The 16,812-nt window shown below is 72.7% G+C and carries 14 protein-coding genes and 1 pseudogene; 4 read left to right on the top strand and 11 right to left on the bottom strand.

The window, feature by feature from the left end; all coding sequences use genetic code 11:
- Window positions 1-2: 2 nt before the first annotated feature.
- The 4 genes from FRZ03_RS26580 to hrcA all read right to left on the bottom strand — a co-directional run bounded on the left by FRZ03_RS26580 (window position 3) and on the right by hrcA (window position 4,185).
- A complete protein-coding gene (locus FRZ03_RS26580) occupies window positions 3-749 on the bottom strand; it encodes a 16S rRNA (uracil(1498)-N(3))-methyltransferase (RefSeq protein WP_146467664.1) in 747 nt (248 codons plus the stop codon).
- A complete protein-coding gene (locus FRZ03_RS26575) occupies window positions 746-1,819 on the bottom strand; it encodes a nitronate monooxygenase (protein ID WP_146467663.1) in 1,074 nt (357 codons plus the stop codon). Before FRZ03_RS26575 ends, FRZ03_RS26580 begins: the two co-directional genes overlap by 4 nt.
- A 212-nt stretch (window positions 1,820-2,031) precedes the next feature.
- On the bottom strand, window positions 2,032-3,168 hold the full coding sequence (dnaJ, locus tag FRZ03_RS26570) for a molecular chaperone DnaJ (protein ID WP_146467662.1): 1,137 nt from the start codon (window positions 3,166-3,168) through the stop codon (window positions 2,032-2,034).
- A complete protein-coding gene (gene hrcA / locus FRZ03_RS26565) occupies window positions 3,169-4,185 on the bottom strand; it encodes a heat-inducible transcriptional repressor HrcA (RefSeq protein ID WP_146467661.1) in 1,017 nt (338 codons plus the stop codon).
- Between the two features lie 162 nt (window positions 4,186-4,347).
- On the opposite strand from hrcA, the gene FRZ03_RS26560 reads away from it, so the two are divergent.
- Together FRZ03_RS26560 and FRZ03_RS26555 are read left to right on the top strand one after the other, a co-directional pair.
- Complete coding sequence (locus FRZ03_RS26560) at window positions 4,348-5,070, top strand: MBL fold metallo-hydrolase (protein WP_146467660.1); 723 nt, start codon at window positions 4,348-4,350, stop codon at window positions 5,068-5,070.
- Between the two features lie 34 nt (window positions 5,071-5,104).
- On the top strand, window positions 5,105-5,914 hold the full coding sequence (locus FRZ03_RS26555; protein WP_146467659.1) for a DUF3097 domain-containing protein: 810 nt from the start codon (window positions 5,105-5,107) through the stop codon (window positions 5,912-5,914).
- Window positions 5,915-5,935: 21 nt separating this feature from the next.
- On the opposite strand, the gene hemW is transcribed toward FRZ03_RS26555, so the two are convergent.
- The 4 genes from hemW to lepA all read right to left on the bottom strand — a co-directional run bounded on the left by hemW (window position 5,936) and on the right by lepA (window position 13,270).
- Window positions 5,936-7,168 carry a radical SAM family heme chaperone HemW gene (gene hemW / locus FRZ03_RS26550; protein WP_146467658.1) on the bottom strand — a complete coding sequence of 411 codons (1,233 nt, stop codon included), beginning with the start codon at window positions 7,166-7,168 and terminating at the stop codon, window positions 5,936-5,938.
- 43 nt (window positions 7,169-7,211) lie between these two features.
- Window positions 7,212-9,032, bottom strand: coding sequence for a SpoIIE family protein phosphatase (locus FRZ03_RS26545; RefSeq protein ID WP_186785626.1), 1,821 nt, complete (start codon window positions 9,030-9,032; stop codon window positions 7,212-7,214).
- 218 nt (window positions 9,033-9,250) lie between these two features.
- A complete protein-coding gene (locus FRZ03_RS26540; protein WP_146467657.1) occupies window positions 9,251-11,125 on the bottom strand; it encodes an AMP-dependent synthetase/ligase in 1,875 nt (624 codons plus the stop codon).
- A gap of 270 nt (window positions 11,126-11,395) precedes the next feature.
- Window positions 11,396-13,270: a translation elongation factor 4 gene (gene lepA / locus FRZ03_RS26535; RefSeq protein WP_146467656.1), complete on the bottom strand. Its 1,875-nt coding sequence runs from the start codon at window positions 13,268-13,270 to the stop codon at window positions 11,396-11,398.
- A gap of 225 nt (window positions 13,271-13,495) precedes the next feature.
- Between lepA and rpsT the strand changes: the two genes are divergently transcribed.
- The gene (gene rpsT, locus FRZ03_RS26525; protein WP_070027045.1) at window positions 13,496-13,762 is read left to right on the top strand and encodes a 30S ribosomal protein S20; all 267 of its coding nucleotides are present in this window, start codon (window positions 13,496-13,498) and stop codon (window positions 13,760-13,762) included.
- 240 nt (window positions 13,763-14,002) lie between these two features.
- Here the strand turns inward: rpsT and holA are convergent, their stop codons facing one another.
- From holA to FRZ03_RS26510, 3 genes are all read right to left on the bottom strand, one after another.
- A complete protein-coding gene (gene holA / locus FRZ03_RS26520) occupies window positions 14,003-14,992 on the bottom strand; it encodes a DNA polymerase III subunit delta (RefSeq protein ID WP_186785622.1) in 990 nt (329 codons plus the stop codon).
- Between the two features lie 75 nt (window positions 14,993-15,067).
- Window positions 15,068-15,313: a hypothetical protein gene (locus tag FRZ03_RS26515; RefSeq protein ID WP_146467653.1), complete on the bottom strand. Its 246-nt coding sequence runs from the start codon at window positions 15,311-15,313 to the stop codon at window positions 15,068-15,070.
- Window positions 15,314-15,354: 41 nt separating this feature from the next.
- Window positions 15,355-16,236: a YceI family protein gene (locus FRZ03_RS26510; RefSeq protein WP_146467652.1), complete on the bottom strand. Its 882-nt coding sequence runs from the start codon at window positions 16,234-16,236 to the stop codon at window positions 15,355-15,357.
- Between the two features lie 258 nt (window positions 16,237-16,494).
- Here FRZ03_RS26510 and FRZ03_RS26505 point away from each other — a divergent pair.
- Window positions 16,495-16,812: pseudogene (locus tag FRZ03_RS26505) on the top strand (DUF3761 domain-containing protein); the annotation flags it as partial.

Genomic DNA, 16,812 nt, shown 5'->3' with positions numbered 1-16,812 from the left:
GTTCAGGACCAGCGGCCGGTGCGTCCCAGCAGGAGGGCCGCCGCGGCGGTGCCGGCGGTGGAGGTGCGCAGCACGCTGGGGCCCAGCACGTACGCCTTCGCGCCCGCCTCCTCGAACAGCGTCAACTCGTCGCGGGAGACGCCCCCTTCGGGCCCGACGACCAGTACGATCTCGCCCTCGGCGGGGAGTTCGGCCGTGGCCAGCGGCTCGCTGACGTGCTCGAAGTCGGAGTGCAGCACCCCGGCGAAGTCCGCCCCGGCCAGCAGCGCGGCCACCTGCCTGGTCGTCGCCGCGTCCGCGACCTCGGGGAAGCGCACCCGCCGGGACTGCTTGCCGGCCTCGCGCGCGGTGGCCCGCCACTTGCCGAGCGCCTTGAGGCCCCGGTCGCCCTTCCACTGCGTGATGCACCGCGCGGCCTGCCACGGCACGATCGCGTCGACGCCGACCTCGGTCATCGTCTCGACGGCCAGCTCCCCCCGGTCGCCCTTGGGCAGGGCCTGGACGACGGTGATCCGGGGGTTGGGCGCGGCCTCCTCGCTGATCCCGCTCATGTGGACGACCAGCCGGTCCTTGCCCTCGCTGCCGATCACCTCGCACACCGCGTAGCGCCCGGCGCCGTCGGTGAGCACGACCTCCTCGCCGGGCTGGAGCCGCTTCACGGAGACCGCGTGCCGGCCCTCGGGGCCGTCCAGGACGTACCGGCCGCCGTCCGCGTGGAAGTCGGGCACGACGAAGACGGGCGCGGTCACCGGGCACCGCCCTTCGCCGACGCGGCGCGGGCCTCGGCGAGTTCGGCCGCCAGCACCTCGACCAGCCGTCCGGCGGGCAGGTCCCGGGCCAGCCGGTGGCCCTGGCCCGCCCACAGCGCCATGCCCTGCGCGTCCTTCGCCTTGGCGGCGGCCTTGCGCAGCGGGGAGGTGAGGTGGTGGACCTCGGGGTAGGCGGCGGGCGCGTACGGGCCGTGCTCGCGCAGGAAGCGGTTGACCAGTCCGCGTGCCGGGCGCCCGGAGAACGCACGGGTCAGCTCGGTACGCGCGAACAGCGGGTTGGTCAGCGCCTCCTTGTGCACGTCCGGGGCGCCGGACTCGGGGGTGGCGAGGAACGCGGTGCCCAGCTGGGCCGCGCTCGCGCCCGCCGCGAGGACGGCGGCGATCTGGGCGCCGCGCATGATGCCGCCCGCGGCCACGACCGGGATGCCCACGGCCTCGCGGATCTGCGTGACCAGCGACAGCAGGCCGATGCCGGTGCCGTCGTGCTCCGCGACGTCCCGGTGGGTGCCCTGGTGGCCGCCGGCCTCCACGCCCTGGGCGATCACCGCGCCGGCGCCGGCCGCCTCCACCGCGAGGGCCTCCTCGACGGTGGTGGCGGTGACCAGCGTGCGGGTCCCGGCCCGGTGCAGCCGCTCCAGCACCTCCCGGCCCGGCACACCGAAGTGGAAGGAGACCACCGGCACCGGGTCGTCCAGGAGCACGGCGAGCTTGGCGTCGTAGCCGTCGTCGCGGCCGCTGTCCGGGTCGCCCAGCTCGGTCTCGTACCAGGCGGCCTCGCCGGCGAGCTGGTGGGCGTAGACCTCCACCGCGCCGCTCTCCGCGTGCTCCGGCTGCGGCATGAACACGTTGACGCCGAAGGGGCGGTCGGTGAGTCCCCGCAGCCGCTTGATCTCCTGGTACATGCCGTCGGCGGTCTTGTACCCGGCCGCCAGGAACCCGAGCCCACCGGCCTCGGACACCGCGGCGGCGAGCTCCGGGCCGGAGACGCCGCCCGCCATGGGGGCCTGCACGATCGGATGGAGGAGAAGATCGGTCAGTGCGGAGGACATGACCGCATGGTGTCACGTCCTGCGAACAAGTCCGAATCGGGTATTCCCATCGGCATATTCCGCCAAGCGCCCGGTCAGCGCGCCGCGGACACCCGCCACCACGCCCGCTGAACGCGTCCTTCAGCCGCGAGAACAACCCCTGCCGACCCGGCCGGCCGCGCCGGTCCGGGGGACGGCCCCCGGGCCGGCGGCCACGGCTCCGGCCGGCGGCGTCACCGCCCGTTGAACGCGTCCTTCAGCCGCGAGAACAACCCCTGCTGGCCCGGCTGGAACTGGCCCTGGGGGCGTTCCTCGCCGCGCAGCTTGGAGAGTTCGCGCAGCAGGCGCTCCTGTTCGGGGTCCAGCTTGGTCGGTGTCTGGACCTCGACGTGGACGACCAGGTCGCCCCGGCCGCCGCCGCGCAGATGCGTGACGCCCCGGTTGTGCAGCGGGATCGACTGGCCGGACTGGGTGCCGGGCCGGATGTCGACCTCCTCCATGCCGTCCAGCGTCTCCAGCGGCACCTTGGTGCCGAGGGCCGCCGCGGTCATCGGGATCGTCACCGTGCAGTGCAGATCGTCGCCGCGGCGCTGGAAGGTCGAGTGCGGCAGCTCGTGGATCTCGACGTAGAGGTCGCCGGCCGGGCCGCCGCCGGGGCCGACCTCGCCCTCCCCGGCGAGCTGGATCCGCGTGCCGTTGTCCACACCGGCCGGGATCTTCACCGTCAGCGTGCGCCGCGAGCGGACGCGGCCGTCGCCGGCGCACTCCGGGCACGGGGTCGGCACCACGGTGCCGAAGCCCTGGCACTGGGGGCACGGCCGCGAGGTCATGACCTGGCCCAGGAAGGACCGGGTGACCTGGGAGACCTCGCCGCGGCCCCGGCACATGTCACACGTCTGCGCGGACGTGCCCGGAGCCGCGCCCTCGCCGTTGCAGGTGTTGCAGACGACCGCGGTGTCGACCTGGATCTCCTTGGTGGTCCCGAAGGCCGCCTCGTCCAGTTCCACCTCGATCCGGATCATCGCGTCCTGGCCGCGCCGGGTGCGCGAGCGCGGCCCGCGCTGCGACGCCGTACCGAAGAACGCGTCCATGATGTCGGAGAAGTTGCCGAAGCCACCGGCCCCGAAGCCGCCCGCGCCGGCGCCGCCGGACTGCGAGAGGGGATCTCCGCCGAGGTCGTAGACCTGCTTCTTCTGCGGGTCCGACAGCACCTCGTAAGCGGCGTTGATCTCCTTGAACCGCTCCTGGGTCTTCGGGTCGGGGTTGACGTCCGGGTGCAGCTCGCGCGCGAGCCGGCGGAACGCCTTCTTGATCTCATCCTGCGACGCGTCGCGGCGCACGCCGAGAACGGCGTAGTAGTCCGTGGCCACTTACGACTCCGCCAGGATCTGTCCGACGTACCGTGCCACTGCGCGTACCGCTCCCATCGTTCCCGGGTAGTCCATGCGGGTCGGTCCGACCACGCCGAGCTTGGCAACCGCCTCGCCGCCCGAACCGTAGCCCACCGACACCACGGAGGTTGAGTTGAGTCCTTCGTGGGCGATCTCGTGCCCGATGCGCACGGTCATGCCCGGATCCTTCGCCTCGCCGAGGAGTTTGAGGAGCACGACCTGCTCCTCCAGCGCCTCCAGGACGGGCCGGATCGTCAGGGGGAAGTCGTGTCCGAAACGGGTGAGATTGGCGGTGCCGCCGATCATCAGCCGCTCCTCGTTCTCCTCGACCAGTGTCTCCAGAAGGGTGGAGAGCACCGTGGAGACCGTACCGCGATCCTCGGGTTCGAAGGCGTCCGGCAGGTCCTCGACCAGTGTCGGCACGTCCGTGAACCGGCGGCCCGCGACCCGGCTGTTCAGCCGCGCGCGCAGATCCGCCAGGGAGGCCTCGCCGAACGGCGCCGGGCAGTCCACCATCCGCTGCTCGACCCGGCCGGTGTCCGTGATCAGCACGAGCATCACGCGCGCCGGGGCGAGCGCGAGCAGTTCCACGTGCCGCACGGTGGACCGGGTCAGGGACGGGTACTGCACGACGGCGACCTGCCGGGTCAGCTGCGCGAGCAGCCGTACCGTGCGCGCCACCACGTCGTCGAGGTCGACGGCGCCGTCCAGGAAGTTCTGGATGGCGCGCCGCTCGGGCGCGGTCATCGGCTTGACGCCCGCGAGCTTGTCGACGAACAGCCGGTAGCCCTTGTCGGTGGGGATGCGCCCCGCGCTGGTGTGCGGCTGGGCGATGAACCCCTCGTCCTCCAGGGCCGCCATGTCGTTGCGCACCGTCGCCGGGGAGACGCCGAGGTTGTGCCGCTCGGTCAGGGCCTTGGACCCGACCGGCTCCTCGGTGCCGACGTAGTCCTGGACGATGGCGCGCAGCACCTGAAGCCTGCGTTCACTCAGCATTCGCGCGCACCTCCAGCACGTCGTCCCCTTCTGGCCCTCGGTTCGACCGCCTGGCACTCTTCGCGTGCGAGTGCCAGCGTCCCCGGCCCAGTGTACGGCCGTGGGGTACGCACCGGGCAAGGTCGGTGCCCCCGTGACCGCTCGTGGGGCTAGCGTCGCGGTATGACGGTGACTTGGGAAGAGCGGGGATGGGAGCGGCTGGCCACGGGGGTCGGACGGTGCCGGCTGCCGGGCTGGGACTGCACGGCGGGGCTGGTCCTGGGCGCGGACACGGCCCTGATGGTGGACGCCGGGTCGAGCCTGGCGGAGGGGGCGCGGCTGCGGGCGGCGGCGGAGGAGCTGGCGGGCGGCCGTGTGACCCATCTCGCGCTGACCCACGCCCATTTCGACCATGTCTTCGGCGCCGCCGCGTTCGCGGGGGCGGCGGTGTACGCGGCGGTGGGGGCGGAGGCGGTGCTCGCCGGCGAGCGCGACGCGCTGCGCCACGACGCCGTCCACCACGGGCTGCCGGCGGCGGACGCGGAGGAGGCGGCGCTGGCGCCGGTCCCGCCGCGGCACCTGGTCTCCGGGGAGCGCACCCTGGACCTCGGCGGGGGCCGCCAGGTGCTGCTGGCCAACGTCGGCCCCGGTCACACCGCCCATGACCTGGTGGTCCTGGTGCCGGGCGAGCGTGAGGTGGTGTTCTGCGGCGACCTGGTCGAGGAGTCCGGCGAGCCCCAGGCGGGCCCGGACGCCGTACCGTCCCGCTGGCCGGCCGCGCTGGACCGGCTGCTGGCGCTCGGCGGCGAGGACGCGCTGTACGTGCCCGGTCACGGTGCGGTGGTGGACGCGGCCTTCGTACGGCGCCAACGGGACGCCCTGGCCGCGCGTTTCGGCGTGTCGTGAGCGCCCGCTCCGCTCTTCTCCTATCGTCATCCGAATGCGCCAGTACTCCCCCGACCTGACCCCGCCCTGGAAGAAGTCCCAGCCGGTGCCGGAGGTGCCCGCGGAACCGGGCCTGGTCGTGGAGGAGCCCGGCACCGGGTTCTGCGGCGCGGTGATCCGCTGCGAGGCGGGCACGGTCACCCTGGAGGACCGCTTCGGCAAGCACCGGGTCTTCCCGCTGGAACCCCGCGGCTTCCTGCTGGAGGGCCGCCCGGTGACCCTCGTACGCCCCTCGGCCGCCCCGGCCCGCCCCGCCCGCACGGCCTCCGGTTCGGTCGCGGTGCCCGGCGCCCGCGCCCGCGTGGCCCGCGCCGGCCGCATCTACGTCGAGGGGCGGCACGACGCCGAGCTGGTCGAGAAGGTCTGGGGCGACGACCTGCGCATCGAGGGCGTGGTCGTGGAGTACCTGGAGGGCGTGGACCACCTGCCCTCGATCGTCGCCGACTTCGCGCCCGGCCCCGACGCCCGGCTCGGCATCCTGGTGGACCACCTGGTGCCCGGCAGCAAGGAATGGCGCATCGCCCAGTCGGTGACCAGCGAGCACGCGCTGGTCGTGGGCCACCCCTACATCGACATCTGGGAGGCGGTGAAACCCGCCTGCCTGGGCATCGCCGCCTGGCCGGCCGTCCCCCGCGGCCAGGACTGGAAGACGGGCGTGTGCCGCGCCCTCGGCTGGCCGTCGGACAACACCGGCGCGGTGTGGCAGGCGATCCTCAAGCGGGTCGGCTCCTACAAGGACCTGGAGCCGGAGCTGCTGGGGCGGGTGGAGGAGCTGATCGACTTCGTCACGGGCGGCGGGGCCTGACCCGCCGCGGGTCCGGGCGGATCAGTCCACCAGGTCCCGTACCACCGCGTCCGCGAGCAGCCGGCCGCGCAGGGTGAGCACGGCGCGGCCCTCGGCGTAGGGGCCCTCCTGGAGGAGTCCGTCCGCCACGGCCCGGCGCGCGGCCGCGAGGCCCTCCTCCTTCAGCAGGTCCAGCGGGGCGCCCTCGCGCAGGCGGAGCTCCAGCAGGATGCGCTCCACGCGGCGGTCCTCGGCGGACAGCAGCTCGCGGCCCGCGCCCGGGGAGCGGCCCGCGGCCAGGGCGGCGGCGTAGGCGCCGGGGTGCTTGACGTTCCACCAGCGGACGCCGCCCATGTGCGAGTGGGCGCCCGGCCCCGCGCCCCACCAGTCCGCGCCGCGCCAGTACAGCTCGTTGTGCAGGCAGCGGCCGGCGTCGGAGGTGGCCCAGTTGGAGACCTCGTACCAGGCGAAGCCCGCCGCGGAGAGGGTCTCCTCGGCGATCAGGTAGCGGTCGGCGTGCACGTCGTCGTCGGTCATCGGGACCTCGCCCCGGCGGATGCGGCGGGCGAGCTGGGTGCCCTCCTCCACGATGAGCGCGTAGGCGCTGACGTGGTCGGGGCCGGCGCCGATCGCCGCGTCCAGGGAGGCCCGCCAGTCGTCGTCGCTCTCGCCCGGGGTGCCGTAGATCAGGTCGAGGTTGACGTGGTCGAAGCCCGCCGCCCGCGCCTGCGCCACGCACTCCTCGGGGCGCCCGGGGGTGTGGGTGCGGTCCAGGATCCTCAGCACGTGCTGCTTCGCGCTCTGCATGCCGAAGGAGATCCGGTTGAAGCCGCCCTCCCGGAGGGTGGCGAGGTAGGCCGGGTCCACGGACTCGGGGTTCGCCTCCGTGGTGACCTCGGCGTCCGGCGCCAGCCCGAACTCGTCGCGGATCGCGGCCAGCATCCGTACGAGGTCGCCGGCGGCCAGCAGCGTGGGCGTACCGCCGCCGACGAAGACCGTGCGGACCGGGCGCGGGTCGTCGCCTAGCACCTTGCGGGCGAGCCGGATCTCCTCGGTGAGGGTGTCCGCGTAGTTGTCGCGGGAGGCGAGCACACCGCCGGTGCCGCGCAGCTCGGTCGCGGTGTAGGTGTTGAAGTCGCAGTAGCCGCAGCGGGTCGCGCAGTACGGCACGTGCAGGTAGAAACCGAGCGGACGCTCCAGCGCCCCGGCGAGCGCGTGCGCGGGCAGCGCGCCGTCGTCGGGGACGGGCTCGCCGTCGGGGAGTGCGGAAGGCATACGACCCATTGTCCAGCACCGCCGCGCTCCCCCGGCCGCCCTCTCACTCCGCCTGGAGCACCAGCAGTGCCAGGTCGTCCTCCGGCGGGGCCTCGCCGAAGGTGTGCACCAGGTGGCGGATCCTTTCCGCGATCTCCTCGGCGGTGAGGCCGGCGCAGGAGGCGAGGGCCTCGGCGAGACCGTCCGCGTCGTCGAACTGGCGGGAGCCGCAGCGCCGCTCGGTCACCCCGTCGGTGACGCACAGCAGGCTGTCTCCGGGCAGCAGGTCCAGCGTCTCGCTGACGTACGTCTCGTCCTCGACCACGCCGAGCAGCGTCTGCGGTCGGGCCGCGGTGCGCACGGTGCCGTCGGGGCCGAGGACCAGCGGGAGCGGGTGCCCGGCGGAGGCGAGGGTGCAGCCGACCCCGCCGTCGTACGGGGTCAGCTCGCCGTAGAGCAGGGACAGGAAGCGGGTCTGCGGGCCGTCCCCGGGCGTCACGGCCAGGCCGTCGGCGGCCACCAGCGCGCGGGCCGCGGCGTCGGCGGCCTCGGTGGCGTCGTCCAGGAGGAGCTGGTTGAGGCGGTCCAGCACGTCGGCCACCCGGTAGCCCTCGCGGGCCAGCAGCCGCAGCCAGGGCCGGGCCAGGCCGATGACGACCGCCGCCTCCGGGCCCTTGCCCTGCACATCGCCGATGGCGAAGCACCAGCGGCCGTCACCCGCCGGGAACAGGTCGTAGAAGTCGCCGCTGGGTCCGCTCTTGTCGCAGGGCTCGTAGACCAGCGCGCTGCTCATCCCGGGGATCTGCGCGACCGCGCCGGGCAGCAGGCCCCGCTGGAGCACCGCGCTGATGGTGGCCTGGCGGGCGTACTGCCGGGCCGCGCCGATCGCGAGCGCCACCCGGCGGGCCAGGTCCTCGACCAGCCCGGTGATCTCGTCGGGGAAGCGCGCGAGCCCGCACCGCCCGATGACCAGCGTGCCGAGCGGCCGGCCGCCCGCGACCAGCCGGTACGCCAGCGCCGTGCCGTCGGCGTCCCGCGGGCCGAGCGCGGCGCCGGGCCACGGGTACGGCTCGGGGCCGAAGCCCAGCCCGTCCCCCGTCCGCGGCGGCTCCTTCTCCAGCACGCCGCGCAGCTCCTCGATGCGGTTCTCGCTGGCGTGCCAGACCCGGGCGGGGCCGTCGTACGACCCGCCGCGCGCGGACGCCTCGTCCTCCAGCCAGACCGCGCACCAGTCGGCGAGCCGGGGCACGATCAGCTGGCCGGTGAGGGCCGTGACCAGGTTCTCGTCCAGTTGCCCGGCGAGCAGGTCGGAGGCCTCGGCGAGGAAGGACAGCGCGCCCCGGCCGAGCCAGTCCCGGTCGCCGCCGGCGCGCCGCGGCTGGGGGGCCAGGTCCTCGGCCACCTCCAGGGCGTCCGGTGCCCGGGGGCCGGGCGGGGTCTCGCTGCCGCCCGGCGGCAGTCTGGCCCACACCGACTTGGCACCGGTGCGGTAGGTGACGCCCCAGGACTCGGCGAGCGCGCCGACCAGCCGCAGCCCCCGGCCGTACTCGGGGATCTCGTACGGCGGCTCGCCCGCGGTCGCGTCCCGCGGCGGCCGGGCCGGGTGCCGGTCGCCGACCTCGACCACGAACGCGCCGCTCTCCTCCAGGCACCAGTCCAGGTCCATCTCCGTGCCGGCGTGCACCACGGAGTTGGTGACCAGCTCGCTGACGACGGCCAGGGCGTCGTCCAGCAGCCGGGGCGCGACCCCGGGCACCTCGGTCAGCGCGGCCCGCACCAGGGCCCGCGCCGAACCCGGCGCGAGCGGGCTGCCGGGCAGCGTGACGTGGCCGCGCGCCCCGGCGCCCCGGCCCTCGGTCTCCCACTGCGTGGGTATGGCCGCCATGTCCATGCGGCCAGGGTGACAGACGGGTGTCACGCATAAGCGTGAAGTCACCGAACTGCCCACTCCTGGCCGAGAACCGTGCTACGACAGGACTGAAAGGCGACGCCTTTCGAGCACTCCCTTCCCCCGCGCCTCCCGGACCCCGCGGCCGTCCGGGGTCCCGCGGCTCTCCCATGCCGCGTCGCGTCTCCCGCGCTCGCCGGCGGCTCCCGCGCCCGCTACTTCTCCCGCGCCCCCGCGTACATCTCGTCGATGAGCCCCTTGTACTCCCGCTCCACCACCGGCCGCTTCAGCTTCAGGCTCGGCGTGATCTCGCCGTGCTCCACGTCGAGGTCCCGCGGCAGCAGCCGGAACTTCTTGATGGTCTGCCAGCGCTGGAGCCCGGCGTTGAGCTGCTGGACGTAGCCGTCGACCATCTCGACCGTCGCCGGCGCGGCCACGACCTCGGCGTACGCCTTGCCTTCCAGGCCGTTCTCCTTCGCCCACTCCATGATCGCGATCTCGTCGAGGGCGATGAGGGCGGTGCAGTAGTTCCGGTCGGCGCCGTGCACGAGGATGTTGGAGACGTACGGGCAGACCGCCTTGAACTGGCCCTCCACCTCCGCCGGGGCGACGTACTTGCCGCCGGAGGTCTTGATGAGGTCCTTCTTGCGGTCGGTGATGCGCAGATAGCCGTCGGGCGAGAGTTCGCCGATGTCGCCGGTGTGGAACCAGCCGTCGGACTCCAGCACCTCGGCGGTCTTGTCGGGCAGCTTGTGATAGCCCTGCATGATGCCGGGGCCGCGCAGCAGGATCTCGCCGTCGTCGGCGATGCGCACCTCGGTGCCGGGCAGCGGCTTGCCGACCGTGCCGGTGCGGTAGGCCTCGCCGGGGTTGACGAAGGAGGCCGCGGAGGACTCGGTGAGGCCGTAGCCCTCTAGGACGTGGATGCCGGCACCGGCGAAGAAGTAGCCGATCTCCGGGGCGAGCGCGGAGGCGCCGGAGACACAGGCGCGCAGCCGGCCGCCGAAGGCCTCGCGGATCTTGGCGAAGACGAGGGTGTCGGCGACCTTGTGCTTGGCGGCGAGGCCGAAGGGCACGGCGCGGTTGCCGGTGCGCCGGAAGTTGTCCTGCTCCGTCCTGGCGTACTCGCGGGCGACCTCGGCGGCCCACTGGAAGATCTTGTACTTGGCCGCGCCGCCCTCGCGGGCCTTGGCGGCGACGCCGTTGTAGACCTTCTCGAAGATGCGCGGCACCGCGGCCATGTACGTCGGCTGCACCACCGGCAGGTTCTCGATGATCTTGTCGACGCGCCCGTCCACGGCGGTGACGTGCCCGATCTCGATCTGCCCGGAGGTGAGCACCTTGCCGAAGACGTGCGCGAGCGGCAGCCACAGGTACTGCACGTCGTCGGGCCCGAGCAGCCCGGTCGCGGAGATGGCCCTGGCCATGTACGACCAGTTGTCGTGCGGCAGGCGCACGCCCTTGGGGCGGCCGGTGGTGCCGGAGGTGTAGATGAGGGTGGCGAGCTGGTCCTTGGTGAGGGCGCCGACCCGCTCCTTGATCAGCTGCGGGTGCTGCTCCAGATGGGCCGCGCCGCGCTTCTCCAGCTCGTCCAGGGTGATCACCCAGTCGTCGCCCTCCACGCCCGCCGGGTCGATGACGACGACCTTGGTCAGCTCGGGCAGCTCGGCGCGCTTCTCGGCGGCCTTGGCGACCTGGGCGGCGTCCTCCGCGATCAGCACCCGGCTCTCGGAGTCGGAGAGGATGAACGCGGATTCGTCGGCGTTGGTCTGCGGGTAGATCGTGGTGGTGGCGCCGCCGGCGCACATGATGCCGAGGTCGGCGAGGATCCACTCCACACGGGTGGAGGAGGCGAGCGCCACCCGCTGCTCGGGCCGGATGCCCAGCTCGATCAGGCCGGCCGCGATGGCGTGGACCCGCTCGGCCGCCTCCGCCCAGCTCAGCGACTTCCAGTCGTCGGGGCCCTGGCCGGACGCGGGGGGCACCGGGTAGCGGTAGGCCTCGGCGTCCGGTGTGGCCGCCACGCGCTCCAGGAAGAGGGCCGCGACGGACGGCGGACGGTTCTCGATCAGGGTCTGTGTGTCGCTCACGACATCCTCCGGGGCCCGCGACAGCGCGGCTGGTACTCGGTGCGGCTGGGTTAACTCACGGTGGTGTTCGGGCTTGTTTAACTCGCGAGTAACTATCGAGCAGGCATCAGGGTAAGGCGCGAGTGCCCGCTGCGTAAGGGGCTTCGGCCTGTCTCTTTCCCCGCGCTCGCCCCGCCGGGTGACGCCGTGTACACGCGGGGGCCCGCCGCGCTTTCGCACGACGGGCCCCCTGGTGTCCGTTTTGGGCGGCTGACCGGATACCGGCCCCGGTTACTTCTTGCCCTTGCCCGACCCCGCGCTGTCATCGCTGGACAGGACGGCGATGAAGGCCTCCTGCGGAACCTCCACCGAACCCACCATCTTCATCCGCTTCTTGCCTTCCTTCTGCTTCTCCAGCAGCTTCCGCTTACGGGAGATGTCACCGCCGTAGCACTTGGCGAGGACGTCCTTGCGGATGGCGCGGATGGTCTCGCGGGCGATGACCCGGGAGCCGATGGCGGCCTGCACCGGCACCTCGAAGCTCTGCCGCGGGATCAGCTCCCTGAGCTTGGCGACGAGCCGCACGCCGTACGCGTACGCCTGGTCCTTGTGGGTGATCGCCGAGAAGGCGTCGACCTTGTCGCCGTGCAGCAGGATGTCGACCTTGACGAGGCTGCTGGCCTGCTCGCCGGTGGGCTCGTAGTCGAGCGAGGCGTAGCCGCGGGTCTTGGACTTCAGCTGGTCGAAGAAGTCGAAGACGATCTCCGCGAGCGGGAGGGTGTAGCGGATCTCGACGCGGTCCTCGGAGAGGTAGTCCATGCCGAGCAGGGTGCCGCGCCGGGTCTGGCACAGCTCCATGATCGCGCCGATGAACTCGGTGGGCGCGAGGATCGTCGCCCGCACGACCGGCTCGAAGACCTCGTCGATCTTCCCCTCGGGGAACTCGCTCGGGTTGGTGACCGTGTGCTCGCTGCCGTCCTCCATGACCACGCGGTAGACCACGTTGGGGGCGGTGGCGATCAGGTCGAGGCCGAACTCGCGCTCCAGGCGCTCCCGGATCACGTCCAGGTGCAGCAGGCCGAGGAAGCCGACGCGGAAGCCGAAGCCGAGGGCGGCGGAGGTCTCCGGCTCGTAGACCAGGGCCGCGTCGTTGAGCTGGAGCTTGTCCAGGGCCTCGCGCAGCTCCGGGTAGTCCGAGCCGTCCAGCGGGTACAGGCCCGAGAACACCATCGGCTTGGGGTCCTTGTAGCCGCCGAGGGCCTCGGTGGCGCCCTTGTGCTGGCTGGTGACGGTGTCACCGACCTTGGACTGACGGACGTCCTTCACACCGGTGATCAGATAGCCCACCTCGCCGACGCCGAGGCCGTCGGCCGGCAGCATCTCGGGCGAGCTGACGCCGATCTCCAGCAGCTCGTGGGTGGCGCCGGTCGACATCATCTTGATGCGCTCGCGCTTGTTGAGCTGGCCGTCGATGACACGGACGTACGTCACGACGCCGCGGTAGGAGTCGTAGACCGAGTCGAAGATCATCGCGCGGGCGGGCGCGTCGGCGACGCCGACCGGGGCCGGGATCTCCTTGACGACCTTGTCGAGCAGCGCGTCGACGCCGAGACCGGTCTTCGCGGAGACCTTGAGCACGTCGTCCGGCTCGCAGCCGACCAGGTTCGCCAGCTCCTCGGCGAACTTCTCCGGCTGGGCGGCCGGCAGGTCGATCTTGTTGAGCACGGGGATGATCGTGAGGTCGTTCTCCATCGCCAGGTAGAGGTTGGCGAGGGTCTGCGCCTCGATGCCCTGGGCGGCGTCGACGAGGAGGATGGTCCCCTCGCAGGCGGCCAGCGACCGCGAGACCTCATAGGTGAAGTCGACGTGCCCCGGGGTGTCGATCATGTTGAGGATGTGCGTCGTGCCCTGGTCCGGGCCCTCGGTCGGGGCCCAGGGCAGACGCACCGCCTGGGACTTGATCGTGATGCCGCGCTCGCGCTCGATGTCCATCCGGTCGAGGTACTGAGCACGCATCTGCCGCTGCTCGACCACACCGGTCAGCTGGAGCATCCGGTCGGCGAGCGTGGACTTGCCGTGGTCGATGTGCGCGATGATGCAGAAGTTGCGGATCAGAGCCGGGTCGGTACGGCTCGGCTCGGGCACATGGTTAGGGGTCGCGGGCACGCAGGGTCCTGTCTCTTGAGGCGCCTTATGCCTCGGGTCGGATCGATACGTAGTCTCCATGGTCCCACGCGGAGGGACCGAGGGGCGTTTTGGGCCGGTCGCGGGGCCACTGGTACTGTAGATGGCTGTGCCTCATGCCCTCTCGGCCGAGGCACGTCAGAGAAATTTTGGATCACCGGTGCGGGACCCGTGCGGCCCCGTGCCTGAACCTGAAAAGGCTCCTTCGTGGCGAACATCAAGTCCCAGATCAAGCGGATCAAGACCAACGAGAAGGCTCGGCTGCGCAACAAGGCCGTCAAGTCCTCCCTGAAGACCGCGATCCGCAAGGCCCGTGAGGCCGCTGCCGCGGGTGACCTCGAGAAGGCCACCGAGCTGCAGCGCGCCGCCGCGCGTGCCCTCGACAAGGCCGTCTCCAAGGGCGTCATCCACAAGAACCAGGCCGCCAACAAGAAGTCGGCGCTTGCTTCCAAGGTCGCGACCCTCAAGGGCTGAGTTCTCCCTTTGATCTGACCGCCGGAAGGACCCAGAGCGGGCCCTCTCTCATCCGCTCCCGACCGGCACCCAGAGCCTGTTCGCGGCCTGCGTTCGCCACGCGGGAACGGGCTCGACAGCTTTGCACCGAAAACCCCGGCACCCTTCCCTTCCCCAGGGCGGGTGGCGGGGTTTTCGGCGTTCGGCCCTCGGTTTCCGACCCGGTGTTTTCGGCTTTCGGCCTCCGGAGCGGGGAAGCGGCTATCCCCGGCCGCGCGAGCGGGCGGCCCGCGCGATCACCACGACCGCCTTCTCCAGCGCGTACTCGGGGTCGTCCCCTCCGCCCTTCACGCCCGCGTCCGCCTCGGCGACCGCCCGCATGGCGACCGAGACGCCGTCCGGCGTCCACCCCCGCATCTGCTGGCGCACCCGGTCGATCTTCCACGGCGGCATCCCCAGCTCCCGGGCGAGGTCCGCGGGGCGCCCCCCGCGCGCGGAGGACAGCTTCCCGATCGCCCGCACGCCCTGGGCCAGCACACTGGTGATCATCACCGGGGCCACCCCCGTCGCCAGCGACCAGCGCAGCGCCTCCAGCGCCTCGGCGGTACGCCCCTCCACCGCGCGGTCCGCGACCGTGAAGCTGGAGGCCTCGGCCCGGCCGGTGTAGTAGCGCCCGACGACGGCCTCGTCGATCGTGCCCTCGATGTCCGCGACCAGCTGGGTCACGGCGGACGCCAGCTCGCGCAGATCGCTGCCGATGGCGTCGCACAGCGCCTGGCACGCCTCGGGGGTCGCCGACCGCCCCGCCGTGCGGAACTCCCCGCGCACGAACGCCAGCCGGTCCGCCGGCTTGGTCATCTTCGGGCAGGCCACCTCGCGCGCCCCCGCCTTGCGCGCGGCGTCCAGCAGGCCCTTGCCCTTGGCGCCGCCCGCGTGCAGCAGCACGAGCGTGATCTCCTCGGCGGGCGAGCCGAGGTACGCCTTCACGTCCTTGACGGTGTCGGCCGACAGGTCCTGCGCGCCGCGCACGACGACGACCTTGCGCTCGGCGAACAGCGAGGGGCTGGTCAGCTCGGCGAGGGTGCCGGGCTGCAACTGGTCCGGGGTCAGATCCCGGACGTCCGTGTCGGGGTCGGCGGCCCGGGCGGCGGCCACCACCTCCCGCACCGCACGGTCGAGCAGCAGGTCCTCCTGGCCCACGGCAACGGTCACCGGGGCGAGAGGGTCGTCATTCGCAGTCTTCCTGGCCATCGCACCAAGCATCCCACGCCCCACCGACAACGCCCCCGGCCACGGTCCGCACCGCGCCCCCGGGGCCCCGGCGGCCTACGGCTCCTCGCGCCAGCCGTCCCACTCCCCCGCGAAGGCGTCCAGCTCCCGGGGGTCCAGCCGCTCCTCCTCGTCGGCCAGTACGACCAGCCACTGCGCGTCCTCGGCGTCGTCCTCACCGGCCAGGGCGTCGCGGAGCAGCCGGGGCTCCTCGTCCAGGCCGAACCGCTCCCCGAGCGCCTCGGCCGCCTCCTCGGCGGCGTCCCGGTCGGGCAGCACCAGCACGTGTCTCACATCGCTCACGCCGCCATTGTCCGGCACCCGTCCGGGAGCGATTCGCCAGGTCAGCCCTTGGGCACTATCTGCACGTCCAGGTCGACGCGGATGCTCGGGCCCACCACCGCGATCCCCCGGGCCAGCATCGACTGCCAGCTGACCGTGAAGTCGTCGCGGTGCAGTTCGGTGGTGGCCCGGCAGGCGGCCCGGGTCTCGCCCTCGATGCCGTTGCCGACCCCCAGGTACTCGGTGTCGAGCGTCACCGTGCGGGTCACGCCGTGCAGCGACAGCGCCCCGGTGACCGCCCAGCGGTTGCCGCCCTTGTGCGCGAACCGGTCGCTGTAGAACTCCAGCGTCGGGAACCGCTGTACGTCCAGGAAGTCTCCCGAGCGCAGGTGGTCGTCGCGCATCCGGACCCCGGTGTCGATGGACGCCGCGTCGATCACCACGTGCATCGCCGACCGCTCGATCCGCTCGGCGATCCGCACGGCTCCCGCGAAGGAGTCGAACCGGCCGTGGACGCGGGCCAGTCCGATGTGCCGGGCGGTGAAGGCGATCGAGGAGTGCGCGGGGTCCACCTCCCACTCGCCCGGCGCCGGCGGCTCGGGCGGCGGGGCGAGCTGGAGGGTGACGTCGCCCAGCGAGGCGAGGGTGCCCTCGGCGACCAGCGCGGTGGCCCGGTAGGGCGCGTACCCCTCGGCGGACACCGCGAGCCGGTACTCCCCGGCCGGCACGGTCGTCAGGAACGTCCCGTACGGGTCCGTGCCGCCCGCCACCACCTTGCGGCCCATCGGGTCGCTCACCGTGAACTCGGCCCCGGCGACCGGGTGGTCGACCGGGTCGACCACCCGGCAGCCGAGCACCCCCGCGCCGGGCGGTGTCCGAACCGCCCCCAGGGGGCCCGCCTGCTGCATCCGGTTCGTCCGATCACCCAGCCAGCGGCCGAACATCTACGACACACCCCTGTACGCCTCGACATCTTCTGCTGTCGAAGGTTCATTCGATCACTGTTGCGGCTTTCGAGGCAACACGGGCCCACATCGCGGGAATCCGGCGCATGCGCCGGAACTGCGCTCTTTGGCCGTTCGACGCCTGTTTCGCAGCGCCACCCCCACTCCATCACGAACAGGCGACTGCTTCACGGAAACTTCACATGAACATCACGACCGGAGCTACTGTCTTACCTTCTACTCACCTTGGGGGAACGCATGAGCAGTCCGTATCCGTACGCCATGCCGCCACAACCGCCCCGGCCGCCCGTGCGCACGTCTGCGCGATGGGCGCGGAAGCGGTACGTGCTGCCGGCGATCGGACTCGCCTTCTGCCTCGGCATCGGAGCCGGCGCCGGCGGCCAGGGCGGCGGGACCGACGCGCAGCCGGCGGCCGCCAAGGTGCGGCCGACCGCCACGGTCACCGCCACCGCCACGGTGACCGCGACGGCCACGGAGACGGCGGCGCCCGAGCCCGCGCCCACGGTCACCGCGACGAAGACGGTGAAGGTCGAGGTGACCGTCACCGCGCATGCG

The sequence above is a fragment of the Streptomyces misionensis genome (genome assembly GCF_007896895.1).
Classification (GTDB): domain Bacteria; phylum Actinomycetota; class Actinomycetes; order Streptomycetales; family Streptomycetaceae; genus Streptomyces; species Streptomyces misionensis_A.
The sequence above is the reverse complement of the archived record's forward strand: the minus strand, read 5'-3'. Positions and strand labels throughout refer to the sequence as shown.